This window comes from Legionella quateirensis, from assembly GCF_001467955.1.
GTDB classification, from domain to species: Bacteria; Pseudomonadota; Gammaproteobacteria; order Legionellales; family Legionellaceae; genus Legionella; species Legionella quateirensis.
Genome location: NZ_LNYR01000046.1, coordinates 21,996 through 44,864 on the forward strand (window position 1 = coordinate 21,996; position 22,869 = coordinate 44,864).

The following is a 22,869-nucleotide window of genomic DNA, read 5'->3' on the forward strand; positions in this document are numbered from 1 at the left end:
GTCACTGGAGCCAATTGATCGCTATTCTGCTGCTCTTCATCAGAAATTCGCTGATCTAAATCCACATCCTGTTGAATCACTGGATCCATTTGCTCACTATTCCGCTGCTCTTCATCGGAAATTAGCTGAGCTAAATCCGCATCCTGTTGAATCACTGGATCCATTTGATAACTATTCTGCTGCTCTTCATCAAAAATTTGCTGAGCTAAAACTGCATCCTTTTGAGTCGCTAGATCCAGTTGAACACTACTCTGCTGTTCTTTGTCAAAAATTTGTTGAGCTAAAGCTGCATCCTGTTCAGTCGTTAGATCCTGTTGAGCACTAATCTGCTGCTCTTCATCAAAAATTTGCTGAGCTAAAGCTGCATCCTGTTGAGTCGCTAAATCGAGTTCTTCTTTAGCCACGATTTCTTCAACTTGCAGTTGTTCAGCAAGTTGCTGATCTTTTTCAAACATGAGTTTAATCATATCGGCAACAGCCAAGTCATCAGCTTCAATTTCCTCAGCGATTTTACGATCTAAAGCATTTTGTTGCAGCGCAGTTATCTCAGCCTGAATTCGTTTCTTTTCCGCATTGTATAGGTCCTGAAGTTCACGTGCTTTCTGCTCATCAGCATTGATTTGTACTTGATGCACGGGATCAAAGATATATTCAGGTATTAATGAGTTCCAATGAACATTTACGCTGTTATTCAGAATCAGATCGGGTTGTTCAGTGTATTCATAAGTAGGACTTGCCCCATTAACACGAATCTGCAAATTAATTACTGTATCGTAGTAAGTGTCTACTTCATCTCGGTCGTTACGTACAAAATGTTCTCCTTGCACGGCCCTATTAATGGTCAACAGCGTTTCTTCAGTACCCCAGACATAATTGGTAGCAAGGCGATCAATGTAAGCGTCTAAGTTAAGATAATTATTAGATGTAAAAAATTCTATAGTTTTTTCAGCCATAATTTGATCTAAAATCATTTCTTTTCGGAACTCAACATCCTTTGGTTTGGTAGTGGCTTTTATTTTAGCCCACTCGGATTCAAATTTTGCATGGACTTCCTCGCTTTTATCTCTTGCAAATTGCAGCATTCTGGTTTTTATATTGGCTACTTTGTATATTTCAGCATCTGTATAATCCGCATCCGTAAAATCACTAGACAAAAATTGAGATTCAGGATGAGCGCGAAGACTTATTCGAAAATAGAATTCCAAGCCATATTTTGCGGATGCAAACAAACCAGTTGTACGAGGACGGTTAATGAAATCTTCTCGTGTTTGCCGAGCCCCTAATGCCCTTGCTTTAGTAGCAAGAACCGGCTCAATAATTTTCCTAATGCTTTTCTCGGAGAGTTTTTGATCCCGATTTTCAGTGATCAGAGGAATTAATTTATTTTTCTCAGCATCTGTGAGACCAAATTTATTGAATACAGCCTCTGTAATTTGGGGATTATTTTTTGAACGTAAAAAATACATCAATGAAATGCTATACGCTTCATACATGCAATTACCTTGAGCGCTATTTTCTACTGTAAACATAATAATCACCTCAAACTCAATCAATCGTGTTAAAACTTACGGTATTTTTATACCCTATAGTTCAAATGATACGTTGGCTTGATTAACTAATTATTAAAAGTACATGTAAATTATTAATACCGATTATTAAAATTTCATATAATGAATTTCTGAATGATTAAGAGAGGACTTGACTGTTTTCGATAAATTACGCTAACAAGATAAAACCACCCTATCTGCACGACACAACACTGCTTATAGCGCAAGCGCATAACACCATCTAAAGCAATGCGAATAATTGACAACTTCTGGTATTCCAGAAGCTGAGATTTCATAGGTATTGATAATGCATTACTCTTCAGAAAGTACTGCTAAAATGTTCCGAGCAATAATTAAATCTTCTTTTGTATTAATATCCTGTAAAGGCTCAACACAGGCTTGCTCTACCTTGATGGAATAACCCGCCCACAAAACACGTAATTGCTCCAAAGCCTCCAATCGCTCCAGATCACAAACTGGCCAAGTAACAAAATCCAGTAAAAATGCGGCTCGATAAGCATACAAACCTATATGGCGAAACGTGTGTTCAAAGGACAGATTATCCTCTCTGCTTGCTGGTATGATGCTTCTGGAAAAATAAAGCGCATGGTTATCTCGATTACGTACTACTTTTACAACATTAGGATTTTTTAGCATGTCCATACTGGTTATTGGCCAACACAAAGTCGACATAGGGGCATCGGTATGAGTTAAACCTCCCGCTACTTGTTGAATGAGTAAAGGAGAAATAAACGGCTCATCCCCCTGTACATTGACAATAATATCATCAGCCGCATAATTACCCTTTGCCACAACTTCCGCAATTCGGTCAGTTCCGGTTTGATGAGAAGGCAAGGTCATGACCACTTGCGCCCCAAATCCTCGGGCATGATCGGCAATGGACTCATCATCCGTAGCGATTATAATCGATTCTGCCTGTGTCAGAAGAACCTGCCGGTACACTCGCTCAAGAACCGTTAAACCATTTAATTCCTGAAGTAATTTCCCGGGGAATCGGGTTGATTGATATCGTGCAGGTATAATCACATGAAAATGAGTGCTCATAATTTGTCTTTTTCTTCCAATGAAATAATCCGTGCTTCATCCTCCAACATAACCGGTATGTCATCACGCACCGGAAATGCCAAACGATCGAACCTACAAATAAGTTCCTGTTTTTTTACGATTAATTTGCCCTTACATAAAGGACAAACCAACAATTCCAATAATTTTTTATCCACGCGAATCTCCTTGAGTTACCTGATTTCGCACATATACAGGCTGAGCTTGTGCAGCTGGGACCGGGTTAAAACCAGTATGTTGCACTAATTTTATCATGGCAGCAGCATTTGGAAACACGTTCAAACGGCTGCTGATTTGAGATTTTATTAAATCTGAAAAATCATTCCAGTACAACTCGATGCCAACTCCAGCCAATACTACTGGTTGATTTACGGGTAATGAAATCTCCTGTGCCGGATTTACCCGTTCTTCTGACACCCATTGATCTGCGGGATAAAATCCCCAATACATTTCACGCATGCGCGCATCCAGCACAGCTAATATGGGTGAACTGACGCAATCACTATGTTCTCGGGCAGCCCAGGCAATTGCAGCCAGACTACTGACCGGCATTAAATCCAAATCATGGGCATAAGCTAATCCTTTGGCAATGCTACAGGCTATGCGCAAACCAGTAAAACTTCCAGGACCACAACCGAAAATTATTCCATCCAATTGGTTCATTTGCAAACCGGCCTGAACCAATTGGCGGTTTATCATGGGCAATAATAACTGAGCATGAGTTCTCTGACTACCCTGCTCTTCACACGTTATCTCTTCGCCTGATAAAACCGCCACGCTGGCTAATTCAGTGGAGGTATCAATCGCTAACAGTTTCATAATCCAGTGCCAACTCTTCAATAAAATTTAAAACTCTGCGTTCATCACGTGTCCGCGGTATTTGAGGTAAACTGGCCAATATATTACGGCCATATTCTCGCGAGGTGAGTCTCGGATCAGCAATCATCAGAACCCCTTTATCCGTGATGTCTCGAATCAAGCGACCGACTCCCTGTTTTAGAGCGATTACAGCATTCGGAAGAGACAGTTCATCAAACCCGGATAAGCCTCTGTCTTTTAAATAAGCCATTCGTCCACGAGTTACCGGATCAACGGGACTCGCAAAGGGTAATTTATCAATAATAACGCAGGAAAGCGCTTCTCCCTTGACATCAACCCCCTCCCAAAACGTTGCCGTTCCTAATAATACCGCATTACCTAATTGTCGGAATCGCTCCAGTAAAATGGGCTTTGCCTCTGAACCTTGAATCAAAAGAGGATAGTCTAAGGTATTGCTCAGCATTTGGGCAACTAATTTTAATGCTTTATGGCTTGTAAACAAGAAGAAACATCGACCACCACAGGCTTTTATTACAGGCAGAGCACGTTCAAGTAAAGATTGATAGTATCCGGAATCTTTTGGATCAGGTAAGCCTCTGGGCAAGTAAAGTAATGCCTGTTCCTGAAAATTAAAAGGGCTGGGTAATAATAAAGTTTGAGCATTACTCAAGCCAAGAGGCTTACAGAAACAGTCAAACGAAGATGCCATGGTTAAAGTCGCTGAAGTAAATACATACGTACATTGATGATGCCGAAGCAGATTACTAAAGGTTTCCGCAATATCAAATGGAGTAGCATGGAAAACCAGGGTTTGTTTAAAGCGTTCAAGCCAGCGTATTTTATCCTGTGCGGACTGAGAAAAAGAAAGCAGGACTTTCTCCAATTCGAGCAAACGCTCCTTGCATCGTGCAAGACCAGGAACCTCTGCGACATGCTCGTCATTCAGACAGGTCAACAGTTCATCTTTTATTGCCAGCCAACTATCCCAGGCTTGCCTGAAGGTCTTGTTACGTTGTATTTCATCCCAGCTCACCCTGTCTTCGCGAAATGGGATAGAATTCAACAGCTCATCCAACACTTTATCCGACCTGTTGCGTATGGCTTTCAAAGGTTGATTCGCCAAATCCAAAACAGGCCATTCGCCTATAATATCATCAACTAAATCGGAGAATTGACGTGTACCAATTCGTTCACCATTAAAATGAGTTGCTATTTCAGCCAGTTGGTGCGCTTCATCAAAAACAATAACATCAACACCAGGTAATAATTCGCCAAAGCCATCCTGTTTCAAACGTGAATCCGCGAAAAATAAGTGATGGTTAATGACAACAATGTCGGCATCCATTGCTCGTTTACGAGCTTTTACTAAAAAACAGGTTTCATGATTAGGACATTCGGCGCCAAGACAATTATCTGTAGTAGACGTGACATAATTCCAGACTGGTGAATCTTCATTAATCTCGGGTAATTCTGATCGCTCCCCATCGCTCATTTGAGAAAGCTTGTCTCTAATATGAAGCACTTCATGCGCGCATTGCGGGCTTTGAAATTGTCCTTCTTCCGCATGCAACTGAACTCGATGCTGGCAAATGTAATTAGCACGACCTTTTAAATTTTGAATACGAGCGGATAATCCCAATGCTCTTACCAGAGTAGGCAAATCTTTTTGATACAGTTGATCTTGTAAGGTTTTGGTCGCGGTCGATATAAGTGCCTTTTTTCCACTTAATAAACACGGTAAAAGGTATGCGAACGTTTTACCTGTTCCAGTTCCAGCTTCTGCGACCAGAATCGATTGTTTTGCGATTGCCTGAGCAATAGCTACGGCCAAATCTGATTGAGGTGCTCGGGCAACAAATCCAGGAATTGCTGTAGAAAGCCGCCCTTTCTCGCTAAGAATTCGCCGACAGGATTCAGCGAGTGATGTTATTTCTTCCACTCTTTCTGCAAATATTGAAGTTTATCCTTAACATCTTCCCAATCTTTTGCATCTGCGGGCCCATCTTTCTTGGCAGTAATATTAGGCCAGGTTTTGGACAGCTCAGCATTCAACTCTTTAAACTGCTGTTGTTCATCAGTCAAATCATCCTCAGAGACGATGGCATTAACCGGGCATTCAGGTTCACAAAGCGCGCAGTCAATACATTCTTCCGGATGAATCACCAAAAAATTAGGTCCTTCATAAAAACAATCAACCGGACATACTTCGACGCAATCAGTATACTTACACTTAATACAACTTTCTGTAACTACAAAAGTCATAACAAACCCTTCAATTGATATTAATAATTGTAGGGTATTAAAGCATAAATCACCCCTTTGAAGATAGTCTCCAGAGTAATAACTATTAAATTTTACAGCAACTGTTCTCGTTGAAAATTCTTTAAGAGACAACAATCGCAAAGTAAAAAATAAAACTATTCGTGACAAAATATTTCTTGTTGCCTATAAAATAAGCTTGCTCAAGTGATCATAATGTGCTATTTTTGTTCAAATTTTTATTCTAAATCTTACGGTGCGTTGACAATTCATCAAAAGATTCTCAACGTCCCGCGACTTGTTCGCGGGATCCAGAGATCCAATACCATTTACGGACATAGTGTATTTATCAAGATAAAACTGGATCCCGCGAACAAGTCGCGGGACGTCGAAATCGGGATTGTCAACACACCTTATTGATTTAATTTTTGCTCTAATTTTTTATCCGGAGTCAGATATGCCGATGTTAGCCGCCCCAAAATCCTTTCCCTCATTAGTTCAGTTAGTTGATGACTATAATAAAATTCCTGAACAAGAACACATTCAACGACTCTTTTATTTACAAAAAATTAATTATTTATCAAACACTCTCTCACCGAATGCAGAATTATACGAATGGATGACTAATTCTGAACAAAACAGTTTTCTAGATCATCTTAAGGCATATCACATAAATCCTCACGCATCGTTCTTTTTAAAAGGCATCCAATTTGCGCAGGCTGTTGCCTTATATTCAAAAAAAGAACCGGTTGATGAAGTGGTGATCGACAAAGAACAGGCTGTTGCCTTATATTCAAAAAAAGAATCGGTTGATGAAGTAGTGAACGACAAAGAAAAAGAGTATCCCCCAAACAGTGAATACGCATTAATGCAAAATCGTGATGACATTTTGCTTAATAAAACTTTTGAAGAGTCAGGTGATGAGTATATGGCCCTATCTCTTAAACTCGCCCAACTCGCTCTTACCGACCATAAAATCAAAACAAAAGTACAAAAACAAGTGATAATCTCAGAAATGGTAGAATCCAAAATTCAAGCCGTTAAAGGAAATACTAATTTTTCAGAACCGGTTCCATTCAGAGTGACCTATAAAACAGAACCACTTGGTGCAGGTGGTAATAATGCAAATTTCAGATTTAAAATGAGTGGCTGGGATGAGATGATGATATTTCGTGTCGAAGATCGTTCCGATCTGAGCCTGGAACAACGGCTTCATTCTCATCCAGTATCCATATATTTTATCGAAGATTATGTACTCTTCAGAAAAATGGTCAAAAATAAGTTATCACCCATTGAATACAGGCCTGTAGTTTTAAGTCAATTTGCCAATCAGGGCGACTTGACTGAAGTAGCCAAAAAATTACATAACCAACCCGCCACAAAAATCGCAGCGATAGCTGGCTATTATTTTGATCAAGTAACCCACTTTTGCTCCTTGTTAATCGATGCCAAGGCCTATCACCCAGACATTAAACTGTCCAATTTTCTTGCTCATAACAACCGCTTATTAATCAGCGACAGAAAGACATTGATTGAAAATGCGCATCCTTTGGTCAATACCGTACGCAGTAGTCCGAATTTTGCACCCGACGAATACAATGATTGCCTTGATTTTGACGTTTTTGGTATCGATTTCAATGAAAAGGCGGACACTACTGTACTGGATATGCCTCGTTTTATGGCTTTTCAAGTGGGAATGATATTAAAAGAATTCCTGTTGTTGACTCAATTGGATAAATTACCTGATGATTTCAGAAATAGGGATCAAAGTGCTGCATCCTATTTTGTCTCACCACCAAACCCGATCATTAATTTATCCTTTCTGGTGCAAGAATTAACGCGTACTGACCCTCAGAAACGCATGACGATCGATCAATTTAAATCCCTGGTAAAATATCGCAATATGAACCCGGAAAATTTCTATAACAAAGTGGAAAGTGAGTTTCCTTCTGCACAACTGGGCATACAAGATGATATCGATGAAATCAACACTCTGCTGAATGAGAAAAAGAATAACGGTTTTTGGCAGGGCATTGTCAGTTCATTCATGAATCTGTTCACGCCAAGTACTTATCACAAGGATTTTTTACTTCGCGCCAATGAAGTATTTAAAAAAATATCAGAAAGTGATCCCAAAGAAACTCGTTTAACCCGATTGGCCGAAAAACTTGCGGTTAAATGCTATAGAGAATACAGCCATACTTATTTTAAACAATGTTCCCAATCACTTGAGGCAGCATTATATAAACAGGACTGGGATAAAGCGCCTTGGTATAGTAAAGCATTATATTGGTTATCTTTTGGTTTATACAATGTGGAAAGGTCCTCAAATGTGGATATTGCCGCGGTAAAAATCAAACAAGATCTTAAAGGGGAAGAATTTCAAATGCACTTCCCTCTTTTAGAATTCCTCCCTCCAAACGAACTGGATCATTTAGGAACACTACAATCCGCTCGATTTAAAGAGTTTCTCTATTCACATGTCAATGAAATCCTGCCTCAAGATGCTGAAGAATCAGAACATTCAAGCTCCTCTTGTAATGATTCTGAAGAAGAGCAGAAGAGCCGTTCTTCTTTAAGAAAATTATCAAGATCTCTTAATAAAAAATCGTCTGAAGAATCAGATTCATTACCCTCAGGCACCATGGTAATTAAAACGGATAAATCAGATCAAGAGACAGTACCAACAGATTCCCTGCCCTCAGGAACCATGGTGATTAAAAAGGATGAAACCGATAATTCGCTTCCTCTATCCGATTCGTTACCCTCAGGTACTATGAAAATAAAATCAGATGAAGAGATCAATGCACCTCTGTTAGCTAAAGATTCGCTCTCATCGTCTTCTGTTAAATCCACCAAAAAGACTAAAAAAGAACTGCCATCAGATACGGTTGTTATTAGACCTTCTGAAAACGGTAAAAAAGGAATGTCCTTTTCTTTCATAAAAGATCTGGGTATTTTCCATAGAAGCAAAAAAGCTGCAGATGCTGAGCCTAAATCACGAGTTTCCAGATTTAAAAAAGTGGATAGTGTCAGGACAGCTCTTCTAAGAGGAGACGGCAGCAATCGCCATAAAGCGAAAGGCCCACAGCGTTTACGAGTAGAGGATATCAATTGGGATCCCGTTACTTCTGATGTAAATGAACCCTCTTTAAGAACCAACTCTCCTCAAGTATAAGTGAATAATCCCCGCAATGCGGGGATTTTTTTAAGTATTTGATTGAATGATATTCGATTATAGAGCATTAGATTCCAAACGAAGGTCTTATTCCTTCATCTGGCTCCCTCAAAACAGGCGTATGATGATACATGGATAACCCTGCTTTTTCAGCTCCAATCCTATCCTCATGAGACAGATAACTATCCGCAGCCTGTATACAATATTTCTTCATCTCATCAATTGAGGCCAACTTAAAGGGAGTACTTAATACAATTCCTTTACCAAAATACGCATTATTAATTGATTCTTCCGAGTCACTTTCCGTCAACGAAGCCAAATGTAAAAATTTCCAGCACAAGATGTATCCCGCTCGGCATTGTTCCTCCATCCTCAAATTTTGATAACATAAAGCCAGTTGCATATAACCATTTGCCATCAACAAATACCCTGGGCATTGATGTTTTTTTGCGAACGATTCAAGATTAAATAAAAACTCGGCAATTTTTATCAGATCAGCCTCTGAAGCGTTTCGGAGATTAATGAATATCTGATGTAAATAAGTACGAATGCTATGAAATGATAAATAGTCTGTTGCATTCACTCCAATAAAACTAACCCCATCTGGAGATTGGGTAGTTTTTGATTTGAGCTGCAATAAATACAATAAATAACCCATTACAAAATCTGAGTCATGAATACCGGGTTGTGCCATAAAACGAAACTCAGGATTGCCAGGCAAACGCAAATTGGTTCTGCGTCTCTCCCAAAACTGATTATATTGAGGTTCTTTAAGCTTGGGATGCAATTGAGTATGACTGAAAAGAAAATCTGCTAATTGTCCATCATTCCATTGCTCTAGTATTTTTATCGCCTTATCAAAATGATTATTGGTCAAGAAAGAAACGACCTTTCCTTGTGTTGTTGATTTTTCTTTCATTGCATCTCCAGAATAAAAATTTGCGTTAATTTCTTACCAATCGAGTAAATCACTGTCTATAGTTATAGATAAGTCTAGTTGATACTATAAGGATATAGCCAGTGGACGCCGAACAAAAAAATCGAATTATCAAGCGCTACATTAAGGAAAAAAGCGTACGACCAGATGATTTAAACCTTAATGACGATGCGCTTGCGCCTTATGCGGCACTAAATGGATTACTTGATTTTATCGTTCTCAATAATCATGGTTTATTCGATTTTGCTACTCTGGAAGGTGATGCCAATCAATGGAAAAAATTCACTGATATTTTAAATTATTCTACTGTTTTAACTCCCGGTTCACCACCAACGCTTACCAATACAAAGGAACGAAGCGCGGCATTTGGCTTACAATACTGGCGAAATGCCAGAGACATCAGCGCATTACCCAAAGATAATTACTATGCCCGCGCTAGCAGTACACCTTTAGCGCCCGATGCAGAATTAAATGACGGAATCCAAAACAGCAGAGCGAAACTGTATGCTTTGACTCAAACCTTTCCGGCTGCGACGGTATTTAACGCGGCAGATAGTGCCGAGGTCAATTTACGAATCAAGGCTCTAAACGAGCAAATAAAACCGATGGCCGACACAAATCCACAAAAAGCCATTCTGCAAAAAAGACTGAACATACTGCTGGATTTGAATAAAATCAATCAATTAGAACGAATCAACATACCACTGGACAATGGGGCAACATCAACCTACTGCACCCTTGCAGAAGCAGCTGGCGGAGTTACAGAAAAAATTTCCCTGATATCACTGGCCAATGTAAAAACACAGTTAGGTCATATCAATGCGAGGGATGATTTAACTGTCGATAACTATAATACCGATAGAGCACAATTCAAATTAAGTACCGAAGCCATTATAAAACTCCCCAAACATGGCGAGATTAAAGAAGTTCAGCGTGAAGCAATGGCTCTTAATATTTCCAGACTCATGGGATTGGACACGGCCTCTTCCACGACTATTGCACATAATGGACATCCAGCCATGTTCGTGCCTTTTGATAATATACGTTTACTCAGTGAGTTCTCCTCTGGAAAAACGTTCACTGCCGGATTGGGTATCAGTGGTCAAACATACACTCATTACTCTACGATTAAACCCGTAGGGGATGGAATGCAGGCGGATCGATTTGTTAACGATTTTGGCAATTCATTGGCGCTGTTCTATCTGTGCAGCGATACCGATGCTGTAGGAGGATATTGCCAGAATAAAGCGCTTAGAGACAGCAGAAGCTTGTTCATTTTTGATCAGGTAATTATGGACAGCGATAAATTCATTCTTGATTCCCGTTTAAGCCTGCAACCCGATCAATTCTTTATGAAACATACCCGCCACGGACAAGGTCGAAACAGAACACTTATTGAAGATTCTTCAATGGTTACCAAATATGCAAGCATCATGCAACTTAAAGAATTAGGCGGAAAAATAATCCAATATGCCAATCATGTAGCCTGGCAGCACCACAATCGAGCTGAGGTATTGAAAGGACAATTAAGAGGTGTACTGGATAAAATAACACGAGATAAACTGATTGATGAATTAAAGGATGTAGAAATTCTTGAGAATGATGCCATCACTATTAGAACCAAAATAGAAAGTCGTATTAAACAAATAGATGAGGTGTTACCCAAAACAACAGGCGTTGTGAGTTCTGATGAAGTCCGACAGGCCCTGATATTAGAAAAACTGATTCATAATCCTGTTTTATTCAGCGACGATGGTCGGCCCTATAAAAATCCATGGACGACACGCCAGGCTAATAATGTAGAAACAATTAATGATTTGGGTAATGGCAGCGTACAAATCCATTTTAACTCTAAAGTTGCTCCAGACATGATTCAATTCATTAAACGACATGGTGGTGGTGATTCATTAACCATTGTTTCTCCAAAAGTACTCACCATAAGTAAAGCGCATCTTAATGCACTTCGAGAAGGAATGTTGCATCCGGAACATAACGGGATTCTGGCTCCTGATGCAGATTATCTGGCCAATGCAGATTTAGCTCTGATCAAGGAAGCTTATGGTAAAGGGCACCGAACTCGAATTATCAATACGATTACGACTTATAAAGCTGAAATGAATGATGCAGAACGAGGCCCTGCAGATAAAATTGCCTCTTTAATAAAGACCGAAGCCGATTTAAAAGAATTTGTCAGGACAGCTAAAGACAAAGGATTGGGCATGCACGTGTTAAAAAAATTCTATTTTGATGCGCAACAACAGCTTCAAAAAATCATGAACCCGGTATTAGTTCCCGCTAATATTAATGAAGCGTTCGCAGCAGCATTAAAGTTGGACAGAGTATCCGAGTTTAATGCGGTAGTCAGAGAAGCTATAGCACACAACAAACTTACTGATGTCCAGTTTACCGGATTCCTTACTGCGTGTATCCAGAAAGAAGCCTTGGCAACAAATCATGCTGATGCAGTAAGAGAGAGCCAGGCCTTATCATTAGATGCGCAACGAGTCATAAACCATGTGCAATTGCCACCTGTACCCTTACTGATTCAATTAGGATTGCATGAGCCTGCTGATGATGGATTATTACATGTAGATCCCTTAGCTGCTCTTGAGGATGACTTAAGGGTTGAGCACGAAGTGTTAACTGCACAACCTCTCACCTCTGCGTCTGTGACACAAACAGTTCATGGGATGGATGATGGGGTAAGAGATGAGATTACTGTTCGAATTTCCTGATTAGGTACATTGAGAACACTGTAACATAACATGGACTTGATGGAGCAATTATGCCAGTACATGAAAGACGCCAACATTTTCGCATCGATGATCACATCTATTTTGATTATCGTATTATTTCACCCGGTGAATTTTGTTCTGATTTATCGATATCCAATCAGCTACTCGGCGAAAACGGGCAAAAATATATGGAAGCAACTCAATATTTTCAAAATATTGATTATGAGCTGGCTGAATTAACGCAGGCATTAGCGGTAAAAGAACCAGCCATGGCACATTATCTGAATCTGTTAAATGCGAAAATCGATTATTTATCCCGTCACATCCTGATGTCCGGAACATTGCAAATGAGAAAAGTGAACATCAGTTTAGGTGGTATGGCCTTTAAAACAACGGAACTGATTAAGGAAAAAACCCATTTAAAAATCGTGATCTACACTAAACCCAAAATGGTTCCGATTATAGTCGACGCGGTGGTGGTTTATAGTCAGTTTCAAAATGAGGCAAGCTACCGCACGGCAGTTTCTTTTACCCAATTAACTACTGAACAGGAACAATTGCTCTCCCAACATATTCTGCAGGCGCAAGTAAAAAATCAGTGCGATTGATTTCAGTATACGTAGCTAAAGGATAGTACTTGGAGTAGATGAGAGATTCACGCATAATGTGCTTTCCTGATGAATTAAAGAGGCACAAAATGAGTAGAATAATTTTTTGTTGTAAATTACAACAGGAAGCTGAGGGATTGCAAAAGCCCCCCTTCCCCGGAGCTCTGGGCGAGCGCATTTTTAATGAAGTGTCAAAACAAGCATGGAATATGTGGCTCTCACATCAAACCATGTTAATCAATGAATATCGTTTAAATCTGAGTGAAGCCAAATCCCGTGAGTTTTTAAAAGAAGAAATGCAAAAGTATTTTTTTGGTGAAGGTTCGGAAAAGCCTTCAGGCTATGTTGCAAAAGAATAAAGGATCCAATTATGTTTCATGATTTATTAGAAATTAATGAGGAAGTTTTAGAAGCCATAGAACATCATAAACCTGTGGTTGCTCTTGAATCTACTATTATCTCTCATGGTATGCCTCATCCAGAAAATTTAAATACGGCTTATGAAGTTGAGGATATTATTCGTAATCATGGCGCAATTCCAGCAACTATTGCACTCTACCAAGGTAAAATTCATATTGGCCTGACTAAAAAAATAATGGAACATCTGGCAGAGTCTACAGAAGTAATGAAAGCGTCTCGCCGAGATATTGCCTACGTTCTCAGTAAAAAAATAACAGCAAGTACAACTGTTGCCGCTACCATGTTCTGCGCCCATTTGGCACGACTGCCATTATTTGTTACCGGAGGCATAGGAGGCGTTCATCAGGAAGCAGGAAACAGCTTTGATATCTCAGCTGATCTTATTGAGTTGTCCACTACTCCTGTCACCGTAATCTGTTCTGGGGCTAAATCCATTCTTGATCTGCCCAAGACGCTTGAAGTACTTGAAACGCATGGAGTAGCCGTTATCGGGTTTGGTACCGATGAATTCCCTGCCTTTTACAGCCGATCCAGTGGCATCCCCGTACTGCATCGATTGGACAGCGCCAAGGAAGTAGCTCAACTGATGATGTTTCAACGTCATTTAAATATGAATAACGGCATAGTAATTGCCAATCCCATTCCTGTAGAGGCTGAAATCTCTGACGAAGAGATGATACCCTTTATTCAGCAAGCGCATCAGGAAGCAAAACACATTAAAGGACAGGCAGTCACCCCATTCTTATTAAAACGTATTGCCGAATTAACTGCCGGCAAGAGTTTACAGGCCAATATTGAGCTAATTAAGAGCAATGCATTATTAGGCGCACAGATCTCTGTAGCCTATCAAAAAAAATTATTTTCAAAAAAAATGTAATCAATACTTGACTCCAAACGCTTCTCGGAGTTTAATAGCAACCCATTGGGGCCAGATAGCTCAGTCGGTAGAGCAGAGGATTGAAAATCCTCGTGTCGGTGGTTCGATTCCGCCTCTGGCCACCATGTAATTCAGCAGTTACGTGGTGGTTCCCAAATCCTCTGAAATTTCATGAAATCACACTACAGACACTCTTCCCTCATTATAAATCTGCAAATTTGAGCATTACTAGACTTATAACATGCGCAGCCTGTATTAGACCAAATCGTATTACAAGATGGATTACCACCAAAGTCATAAAATCTGTTTTCACCATATTCTACGTTTTATCAATCAGCAAACGTAGTTGAAAACCTGGGATACGCCCCTTTGGGGCTACTCCCAGGCTACACTGGCTACGTTTTATCAATCAGCAAACGTAGCCTGGGAGTAGGCCCAAAGGGCCGTATCCCAGGTTTTCATTTTACTTCCTGGCCTAATAAACCCTTATAAAATTCCATTCACAGAAATTCAACGTAATAAACAATAGGGTTTATTTTTGCAGAGATTTTACACATCACGGTACTTATTCGACAGGGATATATACCTTGGTAAAAAATGGAGTATTAAATGAACATTGAAAATATGATGGTGTTGAAAACCTGGGATACGCCCCTTTGGGGCTACTCCCAGGCTACATGGCTGCATTTTGATTAGTAAGGGTTTGATGATAATTAGGATTAAAAATCCGCGTGTCGATGATTCTATTCCGCCTCTGGCCACCATGTAAATCAAGGATTTACGTGGTGTTCCCCAACATACCAACAAGTATGGTAAAGAGGGTATTTGAACTTAAAAATGAGTCAATATGAAAAAGAATATGGATTTTGCTTAAATTTTGAATTATTCTTGCTGCCTTTTAAAGCACTCTGCCAGGTATTTATTCTTATGTATGCTCGTGAAGAAATCATTAAAAAACAAGACTACTCACAAATAGCCGACTATGAAGATCATGATTTAGATGAGCAGGATTTAGTTTCGGTTTCTATTAATGATGACGAGTTAACTACCATTGTACATGGTAACTCTTCTACAAATTACACTAGTTTTACCCCACTCTCACACTCTAATGCTCCGGATTTGACCCAATCTAGTCTGAGTGAACTTTATGACTATTTTATAAAGGAACATAGCGGTAATCCAATACCTTTTAATATGGCAAGTAAACTGGGTTTATTTTTAGAAGTTTTGGGTGGGACCGGGGGAATTTATGCATGGCCACCCTCATGGGCTTATGCCCAATCAAAAAATCTGGCCCCTTGGCTTGCTTATAGTTTCGCCATATCCAACCCTCTTAGCAATGTTTTATTTTTAATGAACGCTACAGATGGTTTATTTGATTACGTTCAAGCAGAACTTCAACCACCCAAAGAAATAAAGGATCTTATTGAGTTGCCAACAACGAAACAACTGGCTTCAAAATATACAAAAATGGTTTTGGGTTCGGTTGTTTGCGCAATTCCATTTGGGATCGCGGTCTATTTATTCCCTTTACCGGATTGCACTCAAGCACCATGCATCGATATTACTGTGGCTCATTCTATTATCACAAATACCATTTTACACGCCGTTTCATGGAATCTTATACTCTCCGATGAATACTGGTACTTTCGATTACCTATTATTCCTTTTGAAAAATTATTTTCTTCTTTAGCAAATTGTAGAAACACATCAGCACAAAATGAGTTTTTAAAGTTGTCAAAAGAGCAGGAACTCATTTTTTCAAAATATAGGGCTACTATTGCATCCACTTTTGCAGCAAGAGCTCAGGAACTGGTACAAGATCATATCATGAAAAAAGGCTCCTCCAGTCAAGGTTTAAGAGCGATTCAAAATAACGATATGAACTTAATTAAATTTGTAGAGCTGGCAAGAACAAATAATCCGGTACTTCCAAAAACTCAATCACCCTCTTTTTTTCGCACACTCTTGACCAAAGCAAATAATGTGTTAACAAGCGGCCCGGTAGGATTTTTGGGGGCTTCCGTTTTAGTGACTGGTTGTATTGGTTGGATTGCTAACTCTTATTATATAGGGGCTATGGCAGGTTTAGATATTACTGCAAACATTTTCGCCGGAACTTTACCTGCTTATTCTACTGGGGTCTTATGTGCTTTTTATGGAACATTTATCGGAAAACAAATATACGATTATTTAACTACCTGGAATGGAATTCGTGATAAATTTTCTCTGGAAGCCCAATTATATCCAAAAACTTTTGCTCTATTTTTACTGGCAAACTTGTATATTTCTACGTTCGCCTATGCAAGTGGTTATGAGTTAATTAATACAGTTTTTTCAGATCCAATCTGGGATGGAATTAGGCCTGCATTACTGGATATTTCCATACCTACATTACAAGTACTTTCTTTTTTGCCATTGACGTCGCTTTTTAATGTAGTGATCAAAAAAGCAGTGGCAAAATTTGGCTCGCTTGAAAATGATGACACGCTCGCAGCCCGTTTACTCCTTAAAATGGATGCAATCAAGTTCTATTTGCACCATATGAAAGGTGATGCACTCATCAACGATCTTGCGAACCTGTCACCTGAGCAGCAAGAATTATTGGGAGTAGATAGTACTGAGTTTGAAGAAGATTATGGAAATTTAGAACGTTTAACAACTGAAATACAAGCATTAGATCTTCCTATGCCAGATAAATCAGGACGAACAAGTTGTTTAGGTTTTTTTAGTAAAAAACCCAAACCTGACACTGAAGAGACCTCCTTACTCAATAATAATACTATGTCATTTGCTTGATTTTAATGTGAGCTGCAGAAAAAATTAACAGGTTAGAACTGGACTTGTATTGTTTTCTGCAAGCTCAGGCTCTTGGTCATTTTCCATCATCAGAGAAGGTTTATTTTGTATATGATTAGGGTGTGTTGAAATTCGTGTTCAATAATTATTTGATTTTTTGAGCTTATTTCTTTACCTGAATTAAAGTACTTGGAGATTGGGAACAATAGCAATGTATCTCTTCTATAATATCTTTGTAATACACCGAATAACTCCTTTCTTCGTGGATCTAAACATCAAGCATCTTTGTCAATCATTAGATTCTATGTTAAATAGATGATGTTTTTATAACTGCTTAAAACCAGGAGTTCTATATGAGCCAATTTACGACACACATTATTCCTCCCTCAACTCTCACGGACCCTGTACTCTGGTTTATTTTTTTTGGTGAAGAAATTCTGCTCTATAGCGCACCAGGTCTTACCTCAATTCCTCAATGGATGGACACTAATTTTCTTAGTCCATATATCTCACAACAGCTTTATTTAGGCGTATGGAATACAACACATTGCTTTGCTCTCAGTCTGGATAAGGCTCCTGAGTCACTTCCACACAATACTTTTTTCCAACACATACGCCAGGCGCATGAAACCCTAAATAATGAGGTCTTATTTAGCATTGTATCGCGGGCAAAACAGCTTTTAAATTGGGATAAAAATACCCAGTTTTGCGGGCGTTGTGGGCAAAATAATCAATTAAGCAATAAAGAGCGCGCCAAAATATGTTCAACCTGTAGTTTCATGACCTTTCCTCATATATCTCCCGCGATGTTGGTGCTAATTTGGCGCGAAAATCAACTTTTGTTGGCTCGTTCACCCCATTTTATGCCCGGAGTTTATAGTATTCTCGCAGGCTTTGTTGATCCTGGAGAATCTCTGGAACAAACGGTTGTCCGGGAAGTAAAAGAAGAAGTAGGAATTACTATAAAAAATCTTCAATATTTTGGCTCGCAGCCCTGGCCGTTCCCTAGCAATTTAATGCTAGGATTTATAGCAGAATACGACAACGGGGAACTTCAATTCGATCCCAAGGAGCTCGAGGATGCTCAATGGTTTTCTCTGGACAAGTTACCAAAACTCCCAAAACCTATAAGTCTTTCAAGACTTATGATTGATGATTTTTTATCTAGGCAACTGTAAGTTCCTGCCGATGTATGCTCGCAATGCGTGGCGATCTGCGGCTGAAAGCAGGCAAATTGATTATAGAATCATTAAGTTTTTTTATACCTAATTGAATCTCTTCACATGAAGGATAGGTGAAATTCAATCTCATAGCTTGTTTGTTAATCGATTTATCCACCGCAAACGCAGAGCCCGGTATAAAGAGTGTTTTTGATTTTTCAAACAGATACTCTTTATGCCGTTCTATATTAATATGAGGAAATTCAAGCCAAACAAACATCCCATGTTGCGGTTTCACATAATTAAATTCAATTTCCATATGTTCATTTAAAGCGGTGATCATACATTCCAATTTTTTATTGTATAATTTGACTTGCGGCTCTATGACTTGGGGCAGAGAAAAAGAGTCCAAAAAACGATTCACCACCAAGTGATTAGGATTAGAAACAGACAGATCATTCATGTCTTTTAACTGCTCCAACTTTTGAATAATTTCTTTATCCCCGACAATCCACCCTGTTCTTAAGGCTGGTGATATGATTTTTGAAAAGGAACTGATATAAATTGCGTTTTTTGTATAAGAACGCATTGGTAAATATTCTTCATCAGAAAAACTTAGAAAGCCATAAGGATCATCCTCGATAATAATGAAATTATATCGATCTGCCAATGCCGCTAGTTCTTTCCTTAATTGGGTATTCCAGGTTATGCCCTGAGGATTATGTCCATTACACACAATATATAAATAAGGTAGTGTTTTTTTTGTTTTTAAAATAGTTTCAAGATAATCCAGATCGATCCCTTCATTAAACAGTGAGGGAATGGGTAAATAATTCAAATTAAACAGATTAGCTACTTGCAAAAAACCGGGATAAACAAACTCTTCGATCAGTAATGAAGCCTTTTCTCTGAACCATAAATGAGCCGTTAGAAAAATACCCTGCTGCGCCCCATTAATGATAAGAATTTCATCCAATTGACAAGGCACTGATTTCTTAGCCATTATATTTTGTATCTTCGTTTTCAAATGCACTGATGTTGACTGATATTGAAAAGAACGGTCTGATTCCTCAGCCAATTGAAGATAAACTTCCTTCAACTGAGACAATGGTAAAACAGAAAGATCCGGTAAACCTGCTGCAAAAGAGATTACATCGTTTTTTTGCGCTAATTTAATATAGGTTTGAATTTCTAAGGGCTGTATCCTCTCATTCATGGGCTGTCTCATTTTAATTATTTATTGAAAAACTTAGGGCTTGCTGAGTAATGGGCAGATGTTTCCTCCGAAGGCATTGAATTTTTTAATTCATTGACTTGCTCTTCAAGCCGCTCAACCCGCTTAATTAATTCTTCTGTAAGAGACTTTTCTGCCAACTCTTCAGAAGCAGAACTCCAGGTGTTTCTCAGTGTTTTACAACGAAGATTAATTCCTTTAAGAGTTTCTGGAGTCATTTTAGGTACAACATGACTCAACGCTTCTTTATTTAAGCGAGAACTATTATGTTCAATCGTAATTGAGAAATAAAAGGGCGGTAGAATAATTTCAGGAGTTACCTGCCCCAGTTCACGACGGTTCAACTCTTCAGCAATCATGAATTCAAATTCATTAAAATCAGAGTCATTCAAAGCAGCTAAAGCAGTATCAATGTAGGTTTTCCCATCCAGAATATGATTCATTTCATGCCATAAAGCGATGGCCGCACTACCACCCAAGGTCAATGTCACTGACTTCATATCCTGACCCGGATCCAAATATTGAACGGTTAATTCTTCAGGGCTTTGAATCGCACAGCGATTAGGGCATGGAACACTAAGACATCCATGGTCAAATTTTTGCATCCTACTACTTTGTTCCAAAATAATAGGATTAACCATGATCATCGCCTGCGGAAAGACTGCCGATGGATATCGCCTCGTAACACCTGCAACATGTTCTTCACTCTCATGAAATACCCCCACAATGGCAAATTGGTAAGGTCGTTGTATTTCAACACATTGATTCGCAGCAATTCCACCACCACCGGTTTTAATCAATATACTCTTGGCAATATTTATTTGACGGTTTAATTCCAAATGATCCTCCGGAGAGGCATCTAGTGGAAACCTTAAGCCAGGCTGATGTAAAACAGGATCACCAATAATTCTTATCCATTGAGAGGTGTTATTAATTAGTCCCGAGTGTTTTTCTCTCATTGCTTCACCCCTCTCATATCAATTAAATTCCATACCTAAGCTTCTAGTGTCTCGTATAAAGATTTAATATTAACCGTGCCAAACCCTTCACAAACATCGCGTTGAACAAACTCTAAAAACAGTGTAGGCCGCGACACTACCGGTTTTGTAAATATTTGGAATAAAATACCTTTATCGTCTTGCTCTAACATAACTCCATAAGGTGCAAGTCGATCAATGTTTTCAACTTGATTGGGGTAGGTTTCTTTTGCTTCATCATAATACCGAGGAGAGGCTTTTCTTAGTTCGCCACAATTTTGCTCATAATGATTAACCGCATCGATAATATCATCTGTAGCAAATGCAATATGGTGGACTCCAGCCCCTTGATTGTATTTGAGATAAGTATTCAAAGGAGACTTTTCTGCACTGGGTTCTACAAGTGGCAATTTAACTCGTCCATTAGGAGACTTCATAATAATGATATGCATCCCGCTTTCCTCAGAATAGATATCTTCATTTTTATTTTCTGAGAATGAAAACGCTTCTTGATAGAATTTCACCCATTTTTCTATAGTATTGCTTGGATGACAAAAGGCAATATGATCAATTTCAAAAAGCATGGAATTAGGTTGTACGGCTTGCTCATCATACTCAAAACCAGGAATTTTTTGAAAGGAGCTGATTTGCAAAAATTCATGTTCTACGGAGTTAAAAACCTCCACAGATGCAGTATACACACCATCTTTTATTTGAGGAGTTAAACTCGCAACTGCCCCCTTGCTGGTTGTATTATGATAACAAGCATCCACATCATGGACCCAGAAGCTTATCTTTTTGATACTGTCTCCAAATTTAGTCAGGTGGTTAGCTACTGGATTATCTTGACTCAAACTGGAGTTCAGCACGATATGAATATCGCCCTGTTTCAATAAATACTGTACTGTATTTTCATTTTTCTTGGTCGTAATATGTTCAAATTTCATCGCATTGACAAAAAAGCTTTTGGCATGAAAAATGTTTCCCACGTACATCTCAACATAAGCTATTTTTTCAATTAAATTTGAAAATTTTTGTGTGTTCATGTTTTTTTCCTTACAGCTTGATAAAATCAGAAGTGATATCTTTAGTACTGGCGCATCCGCATAAAATCATGGTTTCAATTAATTCGCGTTGCAAAATAGAAAGCGCGTGAAAAACACCTTTCGAGCCGCCCGCAGCTAAAGCCCACAACGCAGCTCTACCGATTAAGGTAGCATCAGCACCTAAAGCTAATGCTTTAAATACATCACTTCCACGAGCAATTCCGCCATCTAAAAAGAGTTTTACTTTATCGCCAACTACTTGTTTATGCTCTTTCATTATTTCTACTGCGGTACAGCTTGAATCCAATTGCCTGCCGCCATGATTGGAAATAATAATGCCTTTAACATTAGGATAACCAAGGGCTATTTCTGTATCACGCGGGTCGAGTATTCCTTTTAAAATAATTGGCAATTGAGTTTCTTGAGCAAGCCAATCTAAATCATCCCAACTGATTTGATGATCTAAAAGCGTGGAAAGATGTTTTTTTGTTTTCAGACATTGATTAATGGGTATCCCTAGTCGCTCTAAATGAGCAAAAGAGGTGTTGTCAGGAAACTTTAGAGGTTGCGCGCATTCACGTTCTTTTTTGGCGTAAACAGGTGCGTCAACGGTGACTACCAAGGCATCAAAATGATTGTCTTGTGCCATTTGAATGAAATTTTTATTTATAGATCTATCTTGTAAAAAATACATTTGCAACCACAATGGCCCTTTTTTATTTTGAGCCACTAAAATGTGATCAACGGAAGCAAACATACTCAATATCATAATCGTATTGAATTGATTTGCTGCTTCAAGCATATCCAACTCACCTTTTGGTGACAGAAGCCCATGATAAGCTGATGGAGCTATTAGAACAGGTGTAGAAAGGTTGTGTCCGAATATCTGTGTTTGAGCAGAAATTTCACCCAATCCACGCAGAACTCGAGGTACTAGTCTTATGTCATTCAAGTGTTGTCGGTTTCTTTTTACTGCAAGCTCATCCAAACTTCCGCCATCAATGAACGAAAAGACATCCGCTGACACAAGAGTTCGGGCTTTTTCATAAAAAGATTGAAGACTTGTTAATTCTTCAAGCATATTATTGTTCCATTTTTTTATTTTTTTTCCAAAGTCTTGCAATATTATTACATACAAATGCTCCAGAATAAAGCAAGGTGAATTCATTGCGATCTACTAGATTTTTATT

Annotated in this window: 17 protein-coding genes, 1 tRNA gene and 1 pseudogene; 8 read left to right on the top strand and 11 right to left on the bottom strand. The window is 38.9% G+C overall.

The genetic code is table 11. The features are described from left to right. The 6 genes and pseudogenes from Lqua_RS15155 to fdxA form a co-directional block, all read right to left on the bottom strand. Positions 1 to 1,529 (bottom strand): annotated as a pseudogene (locus tag Lqua_RS15155) (hypothetical protein); the annotation flags it as partial. 330 nt (positions 1,530 to 1,859) lie between these two features. After that, complete coding sequence (gene kdsB / locus Lqua_RS15160) at positions 1,860 to 2,612, bottom strand: 3-deoxy-manno-octulosonate cytidylyltransferase (protein ID WP_058475131.1); 753 nt, start codon at positions 2,610 to 2,612, stop codon at positions 1,860 to 1,862. Beyond that, positions 2,609 to 2,788, bottom strand: a complete 180-nt coding sequence (locus Lqua_RS15165; RefSeq protein ID WP_058475132.1) for a Trm112 family protein — start codon at positions 2,786 to 2,788, stop codon at positions 2,609 to 2,611. Before Lqua_RS15165 ends, kdsB begins: the two co-directional genes overlap by 4 nt. Further along, positions 2,781 to 3,449 carry a tRNA (adenosine(37)-N6)-threonylcarbamoyltransferase complex dimerization subunit type 1 TsaB gene (tsaB, locus tag Lqua_RS15170; RefSeq protein WP_058475133.1) on the bottom strand — a complete coding sequence of 223 codons (669 nt, stop codon included), beginning with the start codon at positions 3,447 to 3,449 and terminating at the stop codon, positions 2,781 to 2,783. Before tsaB ends, Lqua_RS15165 begins: the two co-directional genes overlap by 8 nt. After that, the gene (locus Lqua_RS15175; protein WP_058475134.1) at positions 3,430 to 5,388 is read right to left on the bottom strand and encodes a DNA repair helicase YoaA; all 1,959 of its coding nucleotides are present in this window, start codon (positions 5,386 to 5,388) and stop codon (positions 3,430 to 3,432) included. The genes tsaB and Lqua_RS15175 overlap by 20 nt, the downstream gene beginning before the upstream one ends. Then, positions 5,376 to 5,711: a ferredoxin FdxA gene (fdxA, locus tag Lqua_RS15180; protein WP_058475225.1), complete on the bottom strand. Its 336-nt coding sequence runs from the start codon at positions 5,709 to 5,711 to the stop codon at positions 5,376 to 5,378. Before fdxA ends, Lqua_RS15175 begins: the two co-directional genes overlap by 13 nt. A gap of 454 nt (positions 5,712 to 6,165) precedes the next feature. Here fdxA and Lqua_RS15185 point away from each other — a divergent pair, with 454 nt between their 5' ends. Then, positions 6,166 to 8,886, top strand: a complete 2,721-nt coding sequence (locus Lqua_RS15185) for a hypothetical protein (RefSeq protein ID WP_058475135.1) — start codon at positions 6,166 to 6,168, stop codon at positions 8,884 to 8,886. 67 nt (positions 8,887 to 8,953) lie between these two features. On the opposite strand, the gene Lqua_RS15190 is transcribed toward Lqua_RS15185, so the two are convergent. Next, entirely contained in the window at positions 8,954 to 9,805 is an 852-nt protein-coding gene (locus Lqua_RS15190; protein WP_058475136.1) for a DUF5630 domain-containing protein, read from the bottom strand. 101 nt (positions 9,806 to 9,906) lie between these two features. Between Lqua_RS15190 and Lqua_RS15195 the strand changes: the two genes are divergently transcribed. The 7 genes from Lqua_RS15195 to nudC all read left to right on the top strand — a co-directional run bounded on the left by Lqua_RS15195 (position 9,907) and on the right by nudC (position 18,440). After that, positions 9,907 to 12,558, top strand: a complete 2,652-nt coding sequence (locus tag Lqua_RS15195; RefSeq protein WP_058475137.1) for a hypothetical protein — start codon at positions 9,907 to 9,909, stop codon at positions 12,556 to 12,558. Positions 12,559 to 12,608: 50 nt separating this feature from the next. Beyond that, positions 12,609 to 13,166 carry a PilZ domain-containing protein gene (locus Lqua_RS15200; RefSeq protein WP_058475138.1) on the top strand — a complete coding sequence of 186 codons (558 nt, stop codon included), beginning with the start codon at positions 12,609 to 12,611 and terminating at the stop codon, positions 13,164 to 13,166. An 89-nt stretch (positions 13,167 to 13,255) separates the two neighbouring features. Next, complete coding sequence (locus tag Lqua_RS15205; RefSeq protein WP_058475139.1) at positions 13,256 to 13,525, top strand: oxidative damage protection protein; 270 nt, start codon at positions 13,256 to 13,258, stop codon at positions 13,523 to 13,525. Positions 13,526 to 13,536: 11 nt separating this feature from the next. After that, complete coding sequence (locus tag Lqua_RS15210) at positions 13,537 to 14,463, top strand: pseudouridine-5'-phosphate glycosidase (RefSeq protein WP_058475140.1); 927 nt, start codon at positions 13,537 to 13,539, stop codon at positions 14,461 to 14,463. Positions 14,464 to 14,512: 49 nt separating this feature from the next. After that, positions 14,513 to 14,588, top strand: a tRNA-Phe gene (locus tag Lqua_RS15215). 700 nt (positions 14,589 to 15,288) lie between these two features. After that, entirely contained in the window at positions 15,289 to 17,262 is a 1,974-nt protein-coding gene (locus tag Lqua_RS15220) for a hypothetical protein (protein ID WP_133141047.1), read from the top strand. Positions 17,263 to 17,615: 353 nt separating this feature from the next. Further along, positions 17,616 to 18,440, top strand: coding sequence for an NAD(+) diphosphatase (nudC, locus tag Lqua_RS15225; RefSeq protein ID WP_058475142.1), 825 nt, complete (start codon positions 17,616 to 17,618; stop codon positions 18,438 to 18,440). Here the strand turns inward: nudC and Lqua_RS15230 are convergent. From Lqua_RS15230 to Lqua_RS15245, 4 genes are read right to left on the bottom strand one after another with little or no spacing between them, the layout of a single operon-like run. After that, the gene (locus tag Lqua_RS15230) at positions 18,427 to 19,638 is read right to left on the bottom strand and encodes an aminotransferase-like domain-containing protein (RefSeq protein ID WP_058475143.1); all 1,212 of its coding nucleotides are present in this window, start codon (positions 19,636 to 19,638) and stop codon (positions 18,427 to 18,429) included. The genes nudC and Lqua_RS15230 overlap by 14 nt on opposite strands. Before the next feature lie 17 nt (positions 19,639 to 19,655). Continuing rightward, positions 19,656 to 20,615, bottom strand: coding sequence for a peptide deformylase (locus Lqua_RS15235; RefSeq protein ID WP_058475144.1), 960 nt, complete (start codon positions 20,613 to 20,615; stop codon positions 19,656 to 19,658). A 35-nt stretch (positions 20,616 to 20,650) separates the two neighbouring features. Then, a complete protein-coding gene (locus tag Lqua_RS15240; RefSeq protein ID WP_058475145.1) occupies positions 20,651 to 21,679 on the bottom strand; it encodes a VOC family protein in 1,029 nt (342 codons plus the stop codon). A 10-nt stretch (positions 21,680 to 21,689) separates the two neighbouring features. After that, positions 21,690 to 22,847 (bottom strand): alpha-hydroxy acid oxidase, encoded by a 1,158-nt coding sequence (locus Lqua_RS15245; RefSeq protein WP_083501367.1) that lies wholly within the window; start codon positions 22,845 to 22,847, stop codon positions 21,690 to 21,692. Positions 22,848 to 22,869 lie beyond the last annotated feature (22 nt).